At 61.4% G+C, this 20892-nt stretch carries 20 protein-coding genes; 5 read left to right on the top strand and 15 right to left on the bottom strand.

All coding sequences use genetic code 11. From position 1 onward, the window contains the following. From BOP93_RS24285 to coq7, 3 genes are all read left to right on the top strand, one after another. Complete coding sequence (locus BOP93_RS24285) at nucleotides 1-789, top strand: SDR family NAD(P)-dependent oxidoreductase (protein WP_104504890.1); 789 nt, start codon at nucleotides 1-3, stop codon at nucleotides 787-789. 45 nt (nucleotides 790-834) lie between these two features. Beyond that, the gene (locus BOP93_RS24290) at nucleotides 835-1173 is read left to right on the top strand and encodes a histidine triad nucleotide-binding protein (RefSeq protein ID WP_104504891.1); all 339 of its coding nucleotides are present in this window, start codon (nucleotides 835-837) and stop codon (nucleotides 1171-1173) included. A gap of 85 nt (nucleotides 1174-1258) precedes the next feature. Then, nucleotides 1259-1906: a 2-polyprenyl-3-methyl-6-methoxy-1,4-benzoquinone monooxygenase gene (coq7, locus tag BOP93_RS24295; protein ID WP_104504892.1), complete on the top strand. Its 648-nt coding sequence runs from the start codon at nucleotides 1259-1261 to the stop codon at nucleotides 1904-1906. Nucleotides 1907-2046: 140 nt separating this feature from the next. Here coq7 and BOP93_RS24300 read toward each other — a convergent pair whose 3' ends face one another. Beyond that, nucleotides 2047-2469 carry an OsmC family protein gene (locus BOP93_RS24300; RefSeq protein WP_003210947.1) on the bottom strand — a complete coding sequence of 141 codons (423 nt, stop codon included), beginning with the start codon at nucleotides 2467-2469 and terminating at the stop codon, nucleotides 2047-2049. Between the two features lie 245 nt (nucleotides 2470-2714). On the opposite strand from BOP93_RS24300, the gene crp reads away from it, so the two are divergent. After that, nucleotides 2715-3359, top strand: coding sequence for a cAMP-activated global transcriptional regulator CRP (gene crp / locus BOP93_RS24305; RefSeq protein WP_057723693.1), 645 nt, complete (start codon nucleotides 2715-2717; stop codon nucleotides 3357-3359). On the opposite strand, the gene BOP93_RS24310 is transcribed toward crp, so the two are convergent. The 4 genes from BOP93_RS24310 to BOP93_RS24325 all read right to left on the bottom strand — a co-directional run bounded on the left by BOP93_RS24310 (nucleotide 3356) and on the right by BOP93_RS24325 (nucleotide 6640). Next, nucleotides 3356-4051, bottom strand: coding sequence for a lipoate--protein ligase family protein (locus BOP93_RS24310; RefSeq protein WP_104504893.1), 696 nt, complete (start codon nucleotides 4049-4051; stop codon nucleotides 3356-3358). The two genes, crp and BOP93_RS24310, sit on opposite strands and share 4 nt — an antisense overlap. Nucleotides 4052-4154: 103 nt before the next feature. Then, nucleotides 4155-4991 (bottom strand): indole-3-glycerol phosphate synthase TrpC, encoded by an 837-nt coding sequence (gene trpC / locus BOP93_RS24315; protein ID WP_104504894.1) that lies wholly within the window; start codon nucleotides 4989-4991, stop codon nucleotides 4155-4157. Continuing rightward, a complete protein-coding gene (gene trpD, locus BOP93_RS24320) occupies nucleotides 4988-6037 on the bottom strand; it encodes an anthranilate phosphoribosyltransferase (RefSeq protein ID WP_065885525.1) in 1050 nt (349 codons plus the stop codon). The genes trpC and trpD overlap by 4 nt, the downstream gene beginning before the upstream one ends. 9 nt (nucleotides 6038-6046) lie before the next feature. After that, the gene (locus tag BOP93_RS24325; RefSeq protein ID WP_065894201.1) at nucleotides 6047-6640 is read right to left on the bottom strand and encodes an aminodeoxychorismate/anthranilate synthase component II; all 594 of its coding nucleotides are present in this window, start codon (nucleotides 6638-6640) and stop codon (nucleotides 6047-6049) included. A gap of 421 nt (nucleotides 6641-7061) precedes the next feature. Between BOP93_RS24325 and estP the strand changes: the two genes are divergently transcribed. After that, complete coding sequence (gene estP, locus BOP93_RS24335) at nucleotides 7062-8984, top strand: esterase EstP (RefSeq protein WP_104504896.1); 1923 nt, start codon at nucleotides 7062-7064, stop codon at nucleotides 8982-8984. 134 nt (nucleotides 8985-9118) lie between these two features. On the opposite strand, the gene trpE is transcribed toward estP, so the two are convergent. From trpE to BOP93_RS24390, 10 genes are all read right to left on the bottom strand, one after another. Further along, nucleotides 9119-10600: an anthranilate synthase component I gene (gene trpE / locus BOP93_RS24345; RefSeq protein WP_065885522.1), complete on the bottom strand. Its 1482-nt coding sequence runs from the start codon at nucleotides 10598-10600 to the stop codon at nucleotides 9119-9121. Between the two features lie 70 nt (nucleotides 10601-10670). Further along, nucleotides 10671-11489 carry a phosphoglycolate phosphatase gene (locus BOP93_RS24350; RefSeq protein WP_065885521.1) on the bottom strand — a complete coding sequence of 273 codons (819 nt, stop codon included), beginning with the start codon at nucleotides 11487-11489 and terminating at the stop codon, nucleotides 10671-10673. Beyond that, nucleotides 11486-12160, bottom strand: a complete 675-nt coding sequence (gene rpe, locus BOP93_RS24355; RefSeq protein WP_104504898.1) for a ribulose-phosphate 3-epimerase — start codon at nucleotides 12158-12160, stop codon at nucleotides 11486-11488. The genes BOP93_RS24350 and rpe overlap by 4 nt, the downstream gene beginning before the upstream one ends. A gap of 83 nt (nucleotides 12161-12243) precedes the next feature. Continuing rightward, nucleotides 12244-13392, bottom strand: coding sequence for an iron-containing alcohol dehydrogenase (locus BOP93_RS24360; RefSeq protein ID WP_065885519.1), 1149 nt, complete (start codon nucleotides 13390-13392; stop codon nucleotides 12244-12246). Between the two features lie 217 nt (nucleotides 13393-13609). Beyond that, nucleotides 13610-14434, bottom strand: a complete 825-nt coding sequence (locus BOP93_RS24365; protein WP_065885518.1) for an ABC transporter permease — start codon at nucleotides 14432-14434, stop codon at nucleotides 13610-13612. 12 nt (nucleotides 14435-14446) lie between these two features. Then, a complete protein-coding gene (locus BOP93_RS24370) occupies nucleotides 14447-15673 on the bottom strand; it encodes an ABC transporter permease (protein ID WP_104504899.1) in 1227 nt (408 codons plus the stop codon). Between the two features lie 148 nt (nucleotides 15674-15821). Further along, complete coding sequence (locus BOP93_RS24375) at nucleotides 15822-16862, bottom strand: ABC transporter substrate-binding protein (protein WP_065894189.1); 1041 nt, start codon at nucleotides 16860-16862, stop codon at nucleotides 15822-15824. Between the two features lie 43 nt (nucleotides 16863-16905). Further along, the gene (locus BOP93_RS24380; protein WP_104504900.1) at nucleotides 16906-18018 is read right to left on the bottom strand and encodes an ABC transporter ATP-binding protein; all 1113 of its coding nucleotides are present in this window, start codon (nucleotides 18016-18018) and stop codon (nucleotides 16906-16908) included. Between the two features lie 204 nt (nucleotides 18019-18222). Beyond that, complete coding sequence (locus BOP93_RS24385) at nucleotides 18223-18852, bottom strand: response regulator (protein WP_057723679.1); 630 nt, start codon at nucleotides 18850-18852, stop codon at nucleotides 18223-18225. Between the two features lie 18 nt (nucleotides 18853-18870). Next, entirely contained in the window at nucleotides 18871-20865 is a 1995-nt protein-coding gene (locus BOP93_RS24390; RefSeq protein WP_104504901.1) for a sensor histidine kinase, read from the bottom strand. Nucleotides 20866-20892 lie beyond the last annotated feature (27 nt).

Genomic DNA, 20892 nt, shown 5'->3' on the forward strand with positions numbered 1-20892 from the left:
ATGACCCGTTACGCTCTGATCACCGGTGCCTCCAGTGGTATCGGCCTGGCTTTGGCCGAAGCCCTGGCCCGACGTGGCCGCAGCTTGATCCTGGTGGCCCGCCAGCGTGATCAGTTGGAAAGCATTGCAACCGAATTAACTCAACGTTTCGGCGTCGAGGTGCTGTTCCGTGCCTGTGACCTGGGCGAGCCACTGCGGTTATCGGGCTTTTTGCTGGAACTCGAAGAGGGTGAGCGGCAGATCGACCTGCTGGTCAACTGCGCCGGTATCGGCACCAGTGGGCCGTTCCTGGCCCAGGACTGGATGACCGAGCAGGACCTGATCGAAGTCAACATTCTCGCCCTGACCCGCATGTGTCACGCCTTGGGCAATGCCATGGCGCTGCATGGCGGCGGGCAGATTCTCAACGTCGCTTCGATTGCCGCCTTCCAGCCGGGCCCGTGGATGAGCAGTTACTACGCGAGCAAAGCCTATGTACTGCATTTTTCCGAAGGCCTGCGCGAGGAGCTCAAGACTTGTGGCATCAAGGTTTCGGTGCTTTGCCCAGGGCCCACGCGCACCGCTTTCTTCGGCACCGCGCAAATGGACACTGCAAAACTCGACCGCAGCCAGCAGTTGATGAGTGCCGAAGAAGTCGCGCTCTTCACCGTGCGTGCGCTGGAGAAGAACAAGGCGATCATCATTCCGGGGCGTCGCAATCGCTGGCTCGCCTTCAGCCCGCGCTTTAGCCCACGCTGGCTTACCCGAAAAATTGCCGGTGCGATCAATAAGGCCTATTGCCCGCGTTGAGCACCCCAGTACACTCACCCTCTCGTTCACCATGGAGAAACAGCTGTGGATACTCTGTTCACCAAGATCATCAATCGAGAAATACCTGCGAACATCATCTATGAAGATGACCAGGTACTGGCTTTTCACGATATCGCCCCGCAGGCGCCGGTGCATTTTCTGGTCATCCCGAAAAAGCACATTCGCACCCTCAACGACCTGACCGAGGACGATAAAGCCCTGGCTGGCCATATTCTGTTCACCGCCCAACGCCTGGCGGTGGAGCAAGGCTGCGAGAAAGGCTTTCGCGTGGTGATGAACTGCAACGAAGACGGCGGGCAAACCGTGTACCACATCCATATGCACGTGCTGGGTCAGCGCCAGATGAACTGGCCGCCGGGCTGAGTGCACCGGGGCAAATTGACTCAGCGCAAACGCGCCGTCCTCTCTTGCGGTAAACTGGCCGCCGAGATTCTTTCCGGAGGTCAGCATGACTACCCAACGTCACTACTCGCCGATTGACCGTCTGTTACTGCAAGCCGACACAGCCATGCGTACGCTGCTGCCATTCAGCGGCCAACCGTACCGCCCGTCACCGGCTATCGTGCAGCCGGACGCGCAGATGAGCGAGAGCGAGACCCGCCACGTGGCCGGCCTGATGCGTATCAACCATACCGGCGAAGTCTGTGCCCAGGCGTTGTACCAGGGCCAGGCCCTGACCGCCAAGTTGCCGCAGATACGCGCGGCGATGGAGCATGCGGCCGAGGAAGAGATCGACCACCTGGCTTGGTGCGAACAACGCATTCGCCAGTTGGGCAGTCATCCCAGTGTGCTGAACCCAGTGTTTTATGGCTTGTCGTTCGGGATTGGCGCCGCTGCCGGCCTGATCAGCGACAAGGTCAGCCTGGGTTTTGTCGCGGCAACCGAGCATCAGGTGTGCAAGCACCTGGACGAACACCTTGAACAGCTGCCGGCCGAGGACCAAAAGTCCCGGGCCATTCTCGAGCAGATGCGCATCGACGAAGAGCATCACGCAGAAAGCGCGCTGGATGCCGGCGGCTTTCGCTTCCCTGCGCCGGTGAGGTTCGGCATGAGCCTGTTGGCCAAGGTCATGACCAAAAGCACCTATAGAATTTGAAAGCACGAAGAGCGCAAAACCCGGTACCTGCGCAAGGGTGACGCGGAGCGTCAGGAGATGCATTCCCACGCGGAGCGTGGGAACGATCATGTAAAAAGGGCGCTATCAAAGCGCCCTTCTTTTTGCCCGTCGTTCTACGATCAACCCAACTCGATAATTTCGTAATCATGGGTGATGGCTACACCGGCCGCGCCGAGCATGATCGAGGCCGAGCAATATTTCTCTGCCGACAGCTCGATGGCACGCTTGACCTGCGCCTCCTTCAACGCCCGGCCCTTGACCACAAAATGCATATGAATCCTGGTAAACACCTTGGGATCTTCGGTGGCACGCTCGGCCTCCAGAAAGGCTTCGCAGCTTTCCACGGCCTGACGGGATTTTTTCAGGATACTGACCACGTCGAAATTGCTGCAACCGCCGACACCCAGCAGCAGCATTTCCATCGGGCGTACACCCAGGTTGCGGCCACCGGCTTCCGGCGGTCCGTCCATGACCACCACATGGCCACTGCCCGATTCACCGAGGAACATGGCTTCGCCCGCCCATTGGATGCGTGCCTTCATCGCCCAGACTCCACTGCTAAAAAAGGGTCGCCAGCTTAGCACAGGGCCTAAGGACAGCCGTGTACTGCATGAAAACGATCAATAACTGCGTTTGCGGGTGAAATACGTTAATCGAGTCAGAATGTGTCTGGTAAGCTGGCGCCAAATCAATGGCGCATTGCCATCCTTTGTACAGCGTACGTCAATGCCGGTATCGCTGATAAAAACAAATCCAACCCCATCGCGCAGTCTTTCGGGATACAACCATGGTTGCTCTTACTCCCACACCCAAGATCAAGAACCTCGACAAGCTGCTGATGCATTGCCAGCGCCGGCGTCATCCGGCCAAGCACAACATCATCTGCGCGGGCGAGCGCTCCGAAACCCTGTTCTTCATTATCAAGGGCTCGGTCACCATCCTGATCGAGGACGAAGACGGTCGCGAGATGATCATTGCCTACCTCAACACCGGGGACTTCTTTGGCGAGCTGGGACTGTTCGAGCAGGCGGGCAAGGAGCAGCAGCGCAGCGCCTGGGTACGCACCAAGGTGGAGTGCGAAGTGGCCGAGATCAGCTATACGAAATTTCGCGAACTGGCCCAACAGGATCCGGACATCCTGTATGCCTTGAGCGGGCAGATTGCCCAGCGCCTGCGGGATACCACGCGCAAGGTCGGCGACCTGGCATTCTTCGATGTGACCGGCCGTGTCGCTCGCTGCCTGCTGGAGCTGTGCAAGCAACCTGACGCCATGACCCACCCCGATGGCATGCAGATCAAAGTCACACGCCAGGAAATCGGGCGCATCGTGGGTTGTTCGCGGGAAATGGTGGGGCGCGTGCTCAAGGATCTGGAGGAGCGCAACCTGGTGCACGTCAAAGGCAAGACGATGGTGGTGTTCGGAACGCGTTAACCTGGCAGCAAGCCTGCCAGCATCTGACGGTACAAGGTGTCGAGCCGGCTGATCGCGTCGGGCGCAGTGAAGACCTCGTGCAGTGCGATATGGCTCTCGGCCCGCACCCGCTGTTCCAGGCCACAGGCTTCATTGAAACGATTGACCGCCATAATCAACTCATCGCGATCGTTGTCCAGCAATAAGGCACCGTGCACCAAGCCCACCGGGCGGCCACCGCTCTGGCGCCAACGTTGGGCGGTGCCGACCATTTTCCGACCGTTGAGATTGACGTTGTAACGACCGTCGCAGAACGCGCCGTCGATTTCGCCAATGGATGCGTCGCCGCCCAACTCGGTCAATACATCACAAATCGGCTGGCACAACCGTCGGTAGCCGGTTTCGATGCGCCCTTGATCACCTTCACTGCGCGGAGAGGCGTAGACCAGCGCAATATTGACCGTAGCGGCGGACTGCGGCACCGGCTCACCGCCGGTCTCGCGCAACAATACCGGCCAACCCGCGTCTGCCGAAACCTGGCTGGCGGCTTCAAAGGCCGGTAATCGGCTCAAACGGCGTGGCATGACCAAGGCTTGATCGTTGGGCTGCCAGAACAACAGACCGAATTGCTGCTCACCGGCGCAGACGGCGGCCAGCAACGCTTGTTCGGCCGCAAGCCCTGCTTCTACCGTCATCAAAACCGGCTTGGTCATTAACATTTACCCACCTGAATAAGCACAAAACCAATGTGGGAGGGGGCAAGCCCCCTCCCACACTTTTTTGCTGCATTTCAAAAACGGACCGACTGCGCTGGAATCAATCCAGGGTCGAACCGCTGACCGTCACGCCACGCTCCGGGAAGAACAGACGCTGCAGTTCGGCCCCTGGGTTCTCGGCGCGCATGAACGTCTCGCCGACCAGGAACGCATACACTTCGCTGATTTCCATCAGCTCCACATCGGCGCGGTTGACGATGCCGCTCTCGGTAATCACCAGGCGGTCACGCGGAATACGCGGCAGCAGATCAAGGGTGGTTTCCAGACTGACGTCGAAGGTATGCAAGTTACGGTTGTTGACCCCCACCAGTGGGGTGTCGAGGATTTTCAGCGCGCGCTCCAGCTCGTCGCCATCATGCACCTCGACCAGTACATCCAGGCCCACACCCTTGGCCACAGCCGCCAGCTCGGCCATCCTCACGTCATCCAGGGCGGAAACGATCAGCAGCACACAGTCGGCACCCAGCGCGCGGGCTTCGACGATCTGGTAGGGATCAACCATGAAATCCTTGCGAATCACCGGCAACTTGCACGCGGCGCGTGCCTGCTGCAGGAATAAGTCGGAACCCTGGAAGTAATCGATATCAGTCAGTACGGACAGGCAGGTCGCCCCGCCCTTTTCATAACTGACGGCGATCTCATGTGGCACGAAGTGCTCGCGGATAACGCCTTTGCTCGGGGAAGCCTTCTTGATCTCAGCGATCACAGCCGGCTGCTTGAGCTTGGCCTGGGCGATCAAGGCATTGGCAAAACCGCGCGGTGCATCGGCTGCCTTTGCCTGGGCTTCCAGTTCAGCCAGGCTCACACGGGCACGGCGCTCGGCAACTTCTTGAGCCTTGCGCGCCAGGATTTTTTCCAGAACGGTGGGAACACTCATGCTTCATTCTCCATCTTGAATACGGCGGTGAATGCTCCGAGTTCTTCGAGTTTCTCGCGAGCCAGACCGGTGTGCAATGCATCGTGAGCCAGGGCCACACCTTCCTTAAGACTATAGGCATGGTCCGCTGCGTAAAGTGCCGCGCCCGCATTGAGCACAATCATTTCTGCGGCTTTTTGACCGTTTTCGGTCTTGCGTCGCCCCAATGCATCACGAATCAACTCAAGCGATGCCGCCGGGCTTTCCACCGCCAGGCCGTGCAGGCTCTGGCTCTTCATGCCCAGGTCCTCAGGCTCGACCCAGTACTCAGTGACCTGGTCGTCCTTCAACTCTGCCACGAAGGTCGGTGCGGCCAGGCTGAATTCATCCAGGCCGTCTTTGGAGTGCACCACCAGCACATGCTTGCTGCCCAGGCGCTGCAGCACTTCAGCCAACGGCCGGCACAACGCCTGGCTGAAGACACCGACGACCTGATGTTTCACACCGGCCGGATTCGTAAGCGGGCCGAGCATGTTGAACAGGGTACGCAGGCCAAGGTCCTTGCGCGGGCCGGCGGCGTGTTTCATCGCGCCGTGGTGGGACTGGGCAAACATGAAGCCAATGCCGACGCTGTCAATGCAGCGTGCCACCTGTACCGGCGTCAGGTTCAGGTAGATACCGGCGGCTTCCAGCAGGTCGGCGCTGCCACTTTTGCCGGACACCGCGCGATTGCCGTGCTTGGCCACGGTGCAACCCGCTGCCGCGACCACGAACGAGGACGCCGTCGATACGTTGAAAATGTTCGCACCGTCGCCGCCGGTGCCGACCACATCGACCACGCCGTCGAGGGTCTTGAGTTCGACCTTGTCCGCCAGTTCACGCATTACCGACACGGCGCCGACGATTTCGTCGATGCTTTCGCTCTTCATGCGCATGGCCATCATAAAGGCGCCGATCTGTGCGTCGGAGCACTGACCGGTCATGATCTCGCGCATCACATCGCTCATTTCGGCGGTGCTCAGGTCCAGATGGCCGACGATACGACCCAGGGCAGTCTTGATATCCATGGAAAGTCCTTAGCGCGTGCCGCCGCTCTGCTTGAGAAAATTGGCGAACAGCTCGTAGCCCTGCTCGGTCAGGATCGATTCAGGGTGAAACTGCACCCCTTCGATATTCAGTGTCTTGTGGCGCAGGCCCATGATCTCATCGACCGAGCCGTCTTCCAGCTGGGTCCAGGCCGTCAGTTCCAGGCACTCGGGCAGGGTTTCGCGCTTGACCACCAGGGAATGGTAACGGGTCACGGTTACAGGATTGTTGAGCGCCTGGAAGACACCCAGGTCCTTGTGAAATACCGGGCTGGTCTTGCCGTGCATCACCTGGCGCGCGCGCACCACATCACCGCCAAAGGCCTGGCCAATGGACTGGTGCCCCAGGCACACGCCCAGAATCGGCAGCTTGCCGGCGAAATACTGGATGGTTTCCAGGGAGATGCCCGCTTCGGTCGGCGTGCATGGCCCGGGCGAAACCACGATGCGCTCAGGGTTCAGCGCAGCGATCTGGGCGACTGTCAGTTCGTCGTTGCGCACCACCTTGACCTCGGCACCCAGCTCGCCCAGGTACTGCACAACGTTGTAGGTAAAGGAATCGTAGTTATCAATCATCAGCAACATGTGGGTTCAAACCTCTTGAATTCACTGATTTCAAATGACCGCCTTCCAGGCATTTGGCCCGCTGCCGGACGCACGTTCCGGTTGCCGGGGTGAGCGGCAAGGGGCGTCAAACAGGGTGAAGAAGGCAAATCGGTACAGGTCCGGCCAGGCCGGCGGAGAAAAATGTCAGGCGCGCCAACGCCAACGGGCGTGTGCCTTGACTACTCGCATCAAGAGTCTGCTGATGATCAACACGGGGAGGGTCTCATTCATACGTCCAGGCACAGTAACGTAGCCTCGCCAACCGTGCAATATGGCGCCGCAAATACGGGCTGGGCTCAATGCGCTGCCCACAGCAAAATTCGGTTTTGCGCTGTAGAAAACGCTCGATACTTTGCTAGTGTTTGGGTTCCGACACAAAAACAACTCAATGGAATTTTCCATGTTCAGAACCCCGTTCTTCGCGCCCCTGGCCGCCGGCTTGCTTTCCCTGGCTTGCGCACAGGCCCACGCAGCACCGTCACCCTACTCAACCATGGTGGTATTCGGTGACAGCCTGGCCGATGCGGGCCAGTTTCCCGACGGCAGTGCCGGATCGACCCTGCGCTTCACCAACCGTACCGGGCCGACGTTCCAGGGAGACTATGGTCTGGTTTCTTCGACGCTGCTCGGCGCGAAGCTGGGTGTAGCGCCAAACGACCTGAATGCCTCCACCTCACCGGTGCGCGCGATCCAGGGCTTGCCGGACGGAAACAACTGGGCGGTCGGCGGCTACCGTACCGACAATATCCTCGACTCCATCACCAACGTCTCCAACGCGGCGATCCCACCCGGCAATGCCGGGGGCGGCACGGTGCTGCGCAGTCGACAGGGTTACCTGCCGGCAAACGGCGGGCGGGCCGATCCGAACGCACTGTACTTTCTGTCCGGTGGCGGCAATGACTTCCTCCAGGGGCGCGTACTCAGCCCCGCTCAAGCGGTCGCCGCCGGCGGGCGATTGGCCGACAGTGCCCAGGCCCTGCAACAAGCCGGTGCGCGTTACATCATGGTATGGATGTTGCCCGACATCGGCCTGACGCCGGCCGTCAACGGCACGCCGCAGCAGGCAGCGACGTCGGCCCTGAGCGCTGTTTTCAACCAGTCCCTGGTACAGCGCTTGTCGCAGATCGATGCGCAGGTCATCCCGCTGAACATTCCCTTGCTATTGAACGAAGCCTTCGCCAATCCGGCTCGCTTCGGCCTCGCCACCGGGCAAAACCTCACGGGCACCTGCTTCAGTGGCAACAGTTGCACCGCCAATCCGGTGTACGGCATCGGTGGCACCAACCCGGACCCGACCAAGCTGATCTATAACGACTCGGTCCACCCGACCATCGCCGGGCAACGGCTGATTGCCGACTACGCCTATTCGCTGCTCGCCGCGCCGTGGGAAATCACGCTGCTGCCGGAAATGGCCCAGGGCACATTGCGCGCCCACCAGGATGAGTTGCGCAATCAATGGCAGGCAGACACCGGCCACTGGCAAGCCGTCGGCCAATGGCGAGCGATCGTGGCAGCCGGTGGCCAACGGCTGGATTTCGACGACCAGAACAGCTCGGCGAGCGGCGATGGCAGTGGTTATAACCTCAATATCGGCGGCAGCTACCGACTCAACGAAGCCTGGCGCGTAGGCGTCGCCGCGGGCCTGTACCGCCAGACACTGGAAGCCGGCGCCAGCGATTCGGATTACAAGCTCAACAGCTACATGGGCACCGCGTTCGCCCAGTATCAGCAGAATCACTGGTGGGCCGATGCGGCCTTGACCGGCGGCAAACTGGACTTTGACAACCTCAAGCGCAAGTTCGCCCTGGGCGTCAGCGAAGGCTCGGAGAAAGGTGACACCGATGGCTGGCTCTGGGCCTTGAGCGGCCGCGTGGGCTACGACATCGCTGCGCCAGGCAGCGACTGGCACCTGTCGCCCTTCATCAGCGCCGATTATGCGCGCGTCGAAGTCAACGGCTACTCGGAGAAAGACAGCCGCTCCACTGCGCTGACCTTTGATGACCAGCAGCGCGACTCCAAACGCCTTGGCGTCGGCTTGCAAGGCAGCTACCGCATCACCCCGCAGACCCAGGTGTATGGGGAAGTGGCGCATGAGCATGAGTTCGAGAACGACACGCAGAAGGTCAACATCGCGCTCAACAGCGTGCCGGGGATCGACTTCAAGCTGGACGGATATACGCCGCGCAGCAATTCGGATCGCTTGAGCCTGGGTGTCAGCCACAAGCTGACGCAGGAACTGGCGTTACGCGCGGCGTATAACGTGAGGAAGGATGACAACCTGACCCAGCAAGGGGTGAGTGTCGGGGTGAGCCTGGATTTCTAGCCAATCCTGAAACCAACACAAACCAATGTGGGAGGGGGCTTGCCCCCGATAGCAATGTGTCAGCCAGCACATCATGAACTGACAGACCGCTATCGGGGGCAAGCCCCCTCCCACAGGTTGATCTACATTTGGCTTCAATCCTGCGGGGTTTGCTCAGCCAACGCCACCGCCCGGAACATCGCGCGGCGCTTGTTCAGGGTTTCTTCCCATTCAAGCGCCGGCACCGAGTCCGCTACAATGCCGCCACCGGCCTGCACATGCAGTTCGCCATCCTTGATCACTGCCGTACGGATCGCAATCGCGGTGTCCATGTTGCCGTTCCAGGCGAAATACCCCACGGCGCCGCCGTAGACGCCCCGCTTGACCGGCTCCAGTTCGTCGATGATTTCCATCGCGCGAATCTTCGGCGCGCCCGACAAGGTACCGGCCGGCAGAATGGCACGCAGTGCGTCCATTGCGGTCAACCCGGCTTTCAGTTCCCCGGTGACGTTGGACACAATGTGCATCACATTGGAGTACCGTTCGATGACCATCTTCTCGGTCAACTTCACCGAGCCGATTTCCGAGACACGCCCCGTGTCATTGCGCCCCAGATCAATCAGCATCAGGTGCTCGGCGATTTCCTTGTCATCGCTCAACAGGTCTTCTTCCAGCGCCAGGTCCGCTTCTTCGGTAGCGCCACGCGGGCGCGTACCGGCGATGGGCCGCACGGTGATCAGGTTGTCTTCGACGCGCACCAGCACTTCCGGTGAACTGCCCACCACGTGGAAATCACCGAAGTTGAAGAAGTACATGTACGGCGTCGGGTTGAAGCAGCGCAGCGCCCGGTACAGGTCAATCGGCGCCGCCTTGAAATCAATCGACATCCGTTGCGACGGCACCACCTGCATGCAGTCACCGGCCAGGATGTATTCCTTGATGGTGTCCACTGCGCGCTCGTAGTCCGCCTGCGTGAAGCTGGAACGAAACACCGGGTCAGCGGCAGGCGGACGGCTGAGGTCCAGGCCACGACGCGGCGTGATCGGCTGGCGCAGCTTGTCCAGCAGTGCTTCGAGACTGGCCTGACCTTGTTCGTAGGCATCCGCCCGGGAGGGGTCGGCCAGCACAATCGCGTGCATCTTGCCGGCGAGGTTGTCGAACACCACGACCGCATCGGAGACCATCAGCAGGATGTCCGGCACGCCCAGCGGGTCCGGATTCGGGCATTTACCCAGGCGCTGCTCCACGTAGCGCACGCAGTCATAACCGAAATACCCCACCAGGCCGCCGTTGAAACGTGGCAGGCCGGCAATGGTCGGCACGTTGTAGCGCGCCTTGAAGGCCTCGACGAAGGCCAGCGGATCGTCTACGTCATGGCTTTCGATCTCGACGCCATCATGGGTGATGCTCACATGATGGTCATGAACCCGCAGTACCGTGCGGCACGGCAGGCCGATGATCGAATAACGGCCCCACTTCTCGCCGCCCTGTACCGACTCCAGCAGATACGAGTTCGGCTCATCGGCCAGTTTCAGGTAGATCGACAGCGGCGTGTCGAAGTCGGCCAGGGTTTCGCGGGCCATGGGGATACGGTTATAGCCGGCAGCGGCCAAACGCAGGAATTCTTCGCGGATCATCAGGTGCCTCGTGGTGTGAGGGTCAATCGGTCAGGTAGGCAAACGTGCCGCACAAAGCGGCCAGGATCAGTCAGGCGCGCCAACGCCAGCGGGCCAGGGCCTTGATGACTTTCATCCAGAGTTTGCGAGTGACCACCACGATGGGATTTCCTGAAAAGGACGGATCAATATCGGGCAACGTTATCTCAGCGCCCGCGCCCAGGCAACCGGGGATTAACAGGCGCAGGTCATCAATCACCAGCGCCGGCGATTCTTCGGCAATCGGCCGGCCATGGTTGTAGCCGTAACTCAAGGCCACACACTGCACCCCTGCGGCTTTTGCCGCCAATACATCGCTGCGCGAATCGCCCACGAACAACGATTGGGACGCCGGAATATTGGCCATTTTCATCACGAAAAACAGCGCCGCCGGGTCGGGCTTTTTCTGCGGCAGGGTATCGCCGCCGATGATCCAGCGAAAATACCGGCCGATCTTCATCTGGTCCAACAGCGGTGCGACGAAGCGCTCCGGCTTGTTGGTGATCAAGGCCATTTCCACGCCTTGCTTGCTCAACCATTTGAGGGTGTCACGCACGCCGGGGTACACCACCGTCAGTTCGTGGCTGCTTTCATAGGCGGCATTGAACAGCTCCAGGGCATGTTCGGCTTCCACCTCATCCACACCGGCGGCGTCGATATTGCCCGCCAGCGCCCGACGCACCAGCATCGGCGCGCCGTTGCCGACCCATTCGCGCACCGCCTCGATCCCCGCAGGCTTGCGCCCCAGTTTGAGCAGCATCTGGTCCACCGCCGCCGCCAGGTCGGGCACCGAGTCGATCAAGGTACCGTCCAGATCGAACATCACCAGCCGTGGCAATTTGCCGGGGAACAGCTGCTCAAAGCCGCTCATGGACGCGCCAGCGCCAGTTCGGCGTGCATCTTGGCGATCACTTCCTGGTAATCCGGGGCATTGAAGATCGCCGAGCCGGCCACGAACGTATCGGCACCCGCAGCAGCGATCTCGCGAATATTGTTGACGTTGACCCCACCGTCGATTTCCAGGCGGATATCGCGGCCCGATGCGTCGATCAGCGCCCGCGCTTCGCGCAGTTTGTTCAGGGTGCCGGGGATGAACTTCTGCCCGCCAAAACCCGGGTTGACGCTCATCAGCAGGACCATGTCGACCTTGTCCATCACGTACTCCAGCACGCTCAAGGGTGTGGCCGGGTTGAACACCAGGCCTGCCTTGCAGCCGCCTTCGCGGATCAACTGCAGCGTACGGTCGACGTGCAGCGTGGCTTCCGGGTGGAACGAGATGTAAGTCGCACCGGCGTCGATGAAGTCGCCGACAATGCGGTCCACCGGGCTGACCATCAGGTGTGCGTCGATCGGCGCGGTAATCCCGTACTTGCGCAGCGCCGCGCAGACCATCGGGCCGATGGTCAGGTTGGGCACGTAGTGGTTGTCCATGACGTCGAAGTGCACGAAGTCGGCGCCGGCGGCCAACACCTTGTCCACTTCTTCGCCCAGGCGGGCGAAGTCGGCGGAGAGAATCGATGGAGCAATGACGAAGGGCTGCATGACGCACCTTTTTTGAGCTAAATCACGATGGCGCGCATTGTATACCTCAGCTTTGCCCTGCGCACCGTGACCTCACTCAACGGCTAGTACGCCGCCCGGTAGATTTTCTCGATATCGGCCGCGCTGAGCTGGCGCGGGTTATTGCGCATCAGGCGTTCGATGCCCGCCGCTTCAGTGGCCATCGCCGGGATAGCCTCCTCAGGCACGCCGAAACTGCGCAGGCCGGCCGGGATTTCGACGGCGGCGCAGAGTTTCGTCATCGCCTCGACAGCCTGGTCGGCGGCATCATTCACGCTCAGCCCGCTGACATTCACGCCCATGGCCTGGGCGATGTCGCGCATCCGCTCGACACAGGCCAGCTTGTTCCAGTGCATCACATAGGGCAGCAACAGCGCATTGCTCACGCCATGGGCGATGTTGAACCGGCCGCCCAACGGATACGCCAGCGCATGCACCGCGCCCACGCCGGCATTGCCGAAGGCCATGCCGGCCATCAGGCTGGCGGTGGCCATGTCGTCACGGGCCTGCAGGTTGGCCGGGTTGGCGTAAACCTTGGGCAGTGCGCTGGCAATCAGCTTGATCGCGCCGATCGCCAGCGCATCGGTGATCGGCGAGGCGTTCAGCGACAGGTAGGATTCAATGGCATGCACCAGTGCGTCGACGCCACTGGCGGCGGTGACGCTGCGGGGACAAGTGAGGGTCATTTGCGGGCTGATCAGCGCCACATCCGGCAGCAGGTAGTCGCTGACGATGCCTTTTTTCAGCTGCGCGACCTTGTCCGAGAGGATTGCCACGTTGGTCACCTCCGAGCCGGTGCCCGCCGTGGTGGGAATGGCGATCAACGGCGGGCCCTTGCGCGGCACCTGGTCGACCCCGAACAAATCCGCCAGGGCGCCGTGGTAACCGGCGTAAGCGGCGACGCTCTTGGCGATGTCGATGGCACTGCCGCCGCCCACGCCGATCAGGCCATCGTGCCCGCCATCGCGGTAGGCCTGCATGCAGTCTTCGACAATGGCGATTTCCGGGTCGGGCAGCACGCGGTCGAAAATTTCATACGGGCGGCCGCCCAAATGCTCGAGCGCCAGCGCCACCGTGCCGGACTTGACCAGCACGGCATCGGTGACGATCAACGGGTTATCCACATCCAGGCGGGTGAGTTCGGCGGCGAGCTGCTCAATGGCGCCAGCGCCGGTGAGCAGTTTGTGGGCGATCTTGAATGAGGAAGTACTCATGTGCGCGGCCTCTTATTGAGAGATGGGCTGGCACAAGAGTAGCTCGGGATTTTGGGTTGCCCAGCATTCAGCAACTGAATGGTCATTATCTGAGTGAACACAAAACCAATGTGGGAGGGGGCTTGCCCCCGATAGCAGTGTGTCAGTCAGCACTTCTGACACTGATACACCGCTATCGGGGGCAAGCCCCCTCCCACATTTTGATCTGTGCCGGGTTTCAGACCTGTGCGGTACGCAGCTTTTCGCCCCGCCCGCGCAGCCATTCAAGCGTCAGCAACAGCACCACTGAAAACCCGATCAGCAACGTCGCCGCCGCTGCAATCGTCGGGCTGAGGTTTTCCCGAATGCCGCTGAACATCTGCCGTGGCAACGTGGCTTGCTCCGGCCCTGCGAGAAACAACGTCACCACCACTTCATCGAACGAGGTGGCGAAGGCAAACAGCGCCCCGGAAATCACCCCCGGCGCGATCAGCGGCAAGGTCACCCGGCGAAACGCGGTCAACGGTGACGCGCCCAGGCTGGCCGCGGCCCGCACCAGATTGTGGTTGAAACCCTGCAAGGTCGCCGACACGGTAATGATCACAAACGGCACGCCCAGCACCGCATGCACCACGATCAACGAGAAGAAGCTGTTACCCAGACCCAGCGGGGCAAAGAACAGGTAACTGGCCACGCCGATAATCACCACCGGCACCACCATCGGCGAAATCACCAGGGCCATCACCAATGCCTTGCCGGGGAAGTTGCCACGGGTCAGGCCAATCGCCGCCAGCGTGCCGAACACCATCGCCAGCACCGTGGCCGCCGGGGCGACGATGATGCTGTTGCGCAGGGCGCGCATCCATTCGGCCGAGGCGAAGAAGTCCTGATACCACTGCAGCGAAAAGCCCTGCAACGGATACACCAGGAAACTGCCGCTGTTGAACGACAGCGGGATGATCACCAGTACCGGCAGGATCAGGAACAGCAGGATCAGGCCACACAGAATCCGCAGGCTGTAGAACCACAGCCGCTCCACCGGTGACATATAAGGGCTCAGCATTACAGGGTCTCCTCAGCTCAGGCGCAGGCGACTGGCGCCCACCAGCCGGTTGTAGATCAGGTACAACAGCACCGTCGCCAGCAGCAGCAAGCCGCCCAGCGCCGTGGCCATGCCCCAGTTGATGCTGGTGTTGGTATAGAAGGCCACGAAGTAGCTGACCATCTGGTCGTTCGGGCTGCCCAGCAAGGCCGGGGTAATGTAGTAGCCAATCGCCAGAATAAACACCAACAGGCAACCGGCGCCGACACCGGCGTAGGTCTGCGGGAAGTACACGCGCCAGAAGCTGGCGAAGGGGTGACAGCCCAGGGAAATCGCCGCACGCATGTAGGTTGGCGAAATGCCCTTCATCACGCTGTAGATCGGCAGGATCATGAACGGCAGCAGGATATGCACCATGGAGATGTACACACCGGTACGGTTGAACACCAACTCCAGCGGCGTATCGATCAGGCCCATGCCCATCAGGGCGCTGTTGATCAGGCCGCCGGATTGCAGCAGTACGATCCACGCCGCCACCCGCACCAGGATCGAGGTCCAGAACGGCAGCAATACCAGGATCATCAGCAGGTTGCTTTTACGCGCCGGCAGGTTGGCCAGCAGGTACGCCAGGGGATAGGCCAGCAGCAGGCAGACCACGGTGATGACCAGGCCCATCCAGAATGTGCGGGCGAAGATATCCAGATAGATGGCCTGGTCCGGGGTGGCCGGCGCGATTTCGCCCAGGTCGTCGATACGGTGATCGACGGCCGCCAGCAGGTAGTAAGGCGTCAGGCTGCTGGTATTGCGTCGGATCGCCTGCCAGTACGCGGGGTCGCCCCAACGTTCGTCGAGGGTTTCCAGCGCAGCTTTATAAGAGGCCGGCGCGTCGGCAAACGGCAGCGCCCGCGCGGTTTTGGTCAGCAGGCTGCGATAGCCGGCCAGTTCCATGTTCAAGCGCTTGGACAGATCGCCCAGGGTCTGGTTTTTGCGCGCTTCGCCCAGGTCCTCACTGAGCGCCTGGTACACCGACTCGCCGGGCAAGCCACGACCGTCCCAGGCCGTCACTGCCACCACTGTGCGCGGCAGGCCTGCGACCACTTCCGGGTTGCCGACGCTTTTGTAGAGCAGCGCAACAATGGGCACCAGGAACACCAGCAGCAAAAACAGCACCAGCGGCGCAATCAAGGCCTGGGCCTTCCAGCGGTTGAGCCGCTCGGCACGGGCCAGGCGCTGCTTGAGGGTGGGAATGGCGAGGGCCATGGAAAACTCCGGGTCTTGAAAGTGGATGCAATCTGTCAAACACAACAGATCCCCTGTGGGAGGGGGCTTGCCCCCGATGGCGGTGGATCAGTCAAATCAGCCGTCGTCTGACACACCGTCATCGGGGGCAAGCCCCCTCCCACATGGATTACTTGGCGGCCCAGGAATTGAAGCGCTGCTCGAGCTGCTCGCCGTTATCGGCCCAGAAGCTCACATCGATCTGCACCTGGTTGGCGATATTTTCCGGCGTGGTCGGCATGTCCTTGAGCACGTCTTTGGCCAGCAACGGCACGGCCTGGGTGTTGGCCGGGCCGTAGGCGATGTTTTCCGAATAGATCTTCTGCTGCTGCGGCTGCACCGAGAAGGCGATGAATTTTTTCGCCGCTTCGGCGCGATCCTTGGCCAGGCCTTTTGGAATGGCCCAGGCGTCGAAGTCGTAGATGCCGCCGTTCCACACCACTTTGAGGTTGCTTTCTTTCTGCACGGCGGCGATCCGGCCGTTGTAGGCCGAGCTCATCACGACGTCACCCGAGGCCAGGTATTGCGGCGGCTGTGCACCGGCTTCCCACCACTGGATCGACGGCTTGAGTTCGTCGAGTTTCTTGAACGCACGGTCCTGGCCATCCTTGCCGGCCAGCACTTTATAGACGTCCTTGGGCGCCACGCCGTCGGCCATCAGCGCAAATTCCAGGGTGTATTTGGCGCCTTTGCGCAGGCCACGCTTGCCAGGGAATTTTTTGGTGTCCCAGAAATCCGCCCAACTGGTGGGTGCGGACGCCAGTTTGTCGGCGTTGTAGGCCAGCACGGTCGACCACACGAAGAAGCCCACGCCGCAGGGCTGGATCGCCCCCTTCACGTAGTCGGCGCCGTTGCCGAACAGTTTTGGGTCCAGGGGCTCGAACATGTCTTCGTCGCAACCACGGGACAGTTCAGGCGACTCCACTTCCACCAGGTCCCAGGACACGCTCTTGGTGTCGACCATGGCTTTGACCTTGGCCATCTCACCGTTGTATTCACCAGCAATGATCTTGCCGTTGCCCGCGCTTTCCCACGGGGCATAGAAGGCCTTGACCTGGGCCGCCTTGTTCGCGCCGCCAAAGGAAACGACGGTCAGGTCCGGGCCTGCCATGGCCTGTGTCGCGCCCATCAGGCCGATAGCCAGGGCCGAATACTTAAGGGATCTCAACATTGTTGTGCTCTCCACGTGCAGGGTTGGTGAAGCCAGGGGGCGATCAATTCGCCTCTAGAAGTGGGTCGAGTGCGCGAACGTGCTCGACTTGCCAGCCAATCGGTACTACGTCGCCGACCGTCAGGGCCGGGTCCAGCTCGGCGATCGGTTGTTTCACGAAAAAATCGGTCTTGCCGCAGACTTCCAGGCGCACACGCACGTGGTCGCCCAGGTAGATGAACTCTGCCACCCGCCCGGAAAAACGGTTGATGCAACCGTCACTTGCGCCATTGAGGCTGACGCGCTCCGGACGCACCGACAGCGTCACCGGGCCGCCGATCGAGCCGACGTTCACCGCCAGCGCCTCGACCTTTTCGCCACGCGCCAACTCCACCACACAGCGCTCGCCGGTGTGGCTGTGCAGACGGCCATTGAGACGGTTGTTTTCGCCGATGAAGTTGGCCACAAAGGTATTTTTCGGCTCTTCATACAGGCTGCGCGGCGTGGCGATCTGCTGGATTTCGCCCTGGTGAAACACCGCCACGCGGTCGGACATGGTCAAGGCTTCGCCCTGGTCATGAGTCACATACACCACGGTCACGCCGAGGCGCTGATGCAGATGCTTGATTTCCATCTGCATGTGTTCGCGCAGTTGCTTGTCGAGGGCGCCGAGGGGTTCGTCCATCAGCACCAGTTGCGGCTCGAACACCAAGGCGCGGGCCAACGCTACCCGCTGTTGCTGGCCCCCGGACAGTTGCGCCGGGTAGCGCTGGGCGAACGCGTCGAGCTGGACCATGCTCAGCACGCGCTTGACCCGTTCGCTGATGTCGGTCTTGCTCAAGCCACGCACGGACAGGGGAAACGCCAGGTTCTCGGCCACGGTCATGTGCGGGAACAATGCATAGTTCTGGAACACCATGCCGATGTCGCGCTTGTGCGGCGGCACGTTATTGATCGAGCGCCCGGCCAGCTGGATTTCGCCGGCGGTGGGTGTTTCAAAGCCGGCCAGCATCATCAGGCTGGTGGTCTTGCCCGAACCGGACGGCCCGAGCAGGGTGAGGAACTCGCCCTTGCGAATCTCCAGGTTGAGGTCTTTGACGATCAGGTTTTCGCCATCGTAGCTTTTCTGCACGCCACGAAAGCTGACCAGCACATCATTTGAATCCACCTCGCTCATACCCGCACCTTTGTGTTTTGGACCGCTGTGACACAAGCGTAGTCCAGGCGCGAGGCCCCGGAAATCGGGGGCCAGGAGAGAATCCCATCAGCCGGATGGAAGGTTCGGGGTAGGGATCGCCCTACACGGATGGCGGGCATGGGACAGTGCAGCGGCAAGCCTTCGCCGGGCGGCGCTTGCGCGGTGTCGTTAATGGATACGCCGCTACAGCAGCTTGTGTTCCATGGCGTACTTCACCAACTCGGCCAGGGAGGTGATATTGAGCTTTTGCATCAAGCGCGCCTTGTGCGTGCTGATGGTTTTGCTGCTCAGGGCCAACTGCAGGGCGATGTCGTTGACGTTGGCGCCTTGTGCCAGACGTTCGAACACCGAAAACTCGCGCTCCGACAGCAGCGAGTGCAAGGGGCGCGAATCCGTCAGGCCGACTTCGAAGACCATGCGGTCTGCCAGGTCCGGGTCGATATAGCGCCCACCCGCCGCGACCTTGCGAATCGCCATCAACAGCAATGCCGGGTCGCTGTCCTTGGTGGCATAGCCGGCCGCACCCACCTTCAGGGCGCGGGCGGCCATTTGCGCCTCATCGTGCATGGACAGCACCAGGATCGCCGGCGGGTTGCTCAGCGCGCGGATACGCGCGATAGCCTCCAGGCCATTCACGCCGGGCATGGAGATATCCAGCAACACCACCTCGCACGGCACATGGCGCAGGGTCTCGAGCAATTGCTCGCCATTGCTCGCTTCGCCTACCACCAGCAGGTCCTTGGCCAGGCCGATCAATTGCTTGATGCCTTCCCGGACAATGGTGTGGTCTTCGGCTACCAGTACGCGGATCACAGGGGTTTCCTCTTATCGTTATGCATCCAACGGCACCGTGACGCTCAGGGTGGTGCCCTCCCCCAACTCGCTGACCAGGCTCAACTGCCCGCCCATGATCAGTACCCGTTCGCGCATGCCGACCAGACCGAACGATACCGCTCGCCCCTGCGCCTGCACGAAACCGATACCGTCATCGCTGATGGTCAGCCGCAGGTTCGGGCCATCCACGCCCAGCGTCAGCTCCACAGTATGCGCCTGGGCATGGCGCATCACATTGGTCAGCGCCTCCTGCAGGATGCGGAACAGGCCGATGGCCTTGGCGTCGCTCAGTATCGGCGGGTTTTCCGGGACGCGAACCAGGCAGGGAATCTGCGTGCGCGCTTCGAAGCGTCGCGCCTGCCATTCGATGGCCGAGGCAATGCCGGCGTCGAGAATCGGCGGGCGCAGCGCCGTGGCGACATCACGGACCAATTGAAAAAGCTGGGCTATCAGGCGCTTCATGCTGTTCAAGCGCTCGTTCAGGCCCGGGTCGAGTTGCGCATAGGCCAATTCACACATTGAGGTTTCCAGCTTGAGCACGGTGAGCATCTGCCCAAGCTCGTCGTGTACTTCGCGGGCGATACGCGCCTTTTCTTCTTCGCGCACCGTTTCCAGGTGGGCTGACAATTGGCGCAACTGTGCCTCGCTTTGCAGCAGGGCGGCCACATAACGGCGGCGCTCGGTGACGTCAGTCAGGTAAACCACCAGGTACTCGCCGTCGGCAAAGCGCAGGAAACTCAACGACACGTCTGCCGGCAGGATGCTGCCGTCGGCGCGCAGGCAGTCGGTGGCGAAGGTCTGCGCGCCCTCCTCGCTGGCCCGCCCTCGCTTCCACAGATTGAGCCAGCGGTCCATGGTCAATGTCGGGTCGAAATCGATCAGCGGTCGCTCGATCAATGCGCCAGCGCCATAGCCGAGCATGGTTTCGGCGGCGCGATTGGCGTAACGCACGTGACTGTCCCAATTGACCCACAGGATGCCGACCGTACTTTGATCGATGGAAAACTGCGTCAGGCGCAAGGCTTCAGCGCCAGCGGCGCGCGCCGCACTTTCCTCTCGCGCCGCCAACAGGTCGTGCTCCAGGTTGCGTTGTTGGCGGCGCTGCCAGAGCACCGCGGCGAGGCTGGCGAGCAGTAATAGCCCAAGCAGCACGCTGAGGTTTTTCCACACGCCCATGGCGTTTGATAAACGCGGGTACTGAGGTTGCAGCCAGCGGCTGTGCAATTGGTCGAGGTCGCGGGCGGGTATCGCCCGCAAGGCGCTTTGCATGATGCCGGCCAGCTGCGGCCATTCACGCCGCGTGGCCACCCGCAGCAACTGCGGCAGGCCGATATCGCCGACCACCGCCAGCCCGGCAAACTCCGCCTCGCCGGACAACCGGCCCAGTTGCGCCTCATCCACCACCGCATAGCGGGCCTGCCGGCTCACCAGTAACTGCAGGGCCTGGCGCTCCATGGGCACGCCTTGCAGGTTGAGGTTGGGATAGGTGCTGCGCAGATATTCGGCCACCGTGCTGGGCATGCGCACCGCGATGCGCGATTGTGCGTCGAGTTTTTCCAGCTCCACCGCGCCGCCGCCTTCACGAATACCGACGATATGCTGGGGCACACGCATATAAGGGTCGCTGAACAACCACAGGCGCAAGCCGGCCGGGGTTTGCTGCAGGCCGGGGGCGATGTCCACCTCGCCGTCGCGCACGGCGGCCTCCAATTGCTGCTGATCGGGAAAGTTGCGCCAGGTCAGCTCGATGCCCAGCGCCCTGGCCAGCCACTGCATCAACTCGACATTGGCCCCGGACAACCGCTGCAGCCGTCGGTCGTATTGCGCGTAAGGCGCCTGCAACACCAGGCCCACCCGCAGTTGCGGGTGCTGCGCCAGCCACGCACGCTGCTGCGCATCCAGTTGCGCCTGGGGCACGACGGGGGCAGGCGCCGCGTTCGCCATCAAGGCAACACATAGACAGCCGATAACCAGCAGCAAGCGAAAACCCATGATCCACGTCTCACATCACTGACAAAT

The sequence above is a fragment of the Pseudomonas orientalis genome (assembly GCF_002934065.1).
In the GTDB taxonomy this organism is placed as follows: Bacteria; Pseudomonadota; Gammaproteobacteria; order Pseudomonadales; family Pseudomonadaceae; genus Aquipseudomonas; species Aquipseudomonas orientalis_A.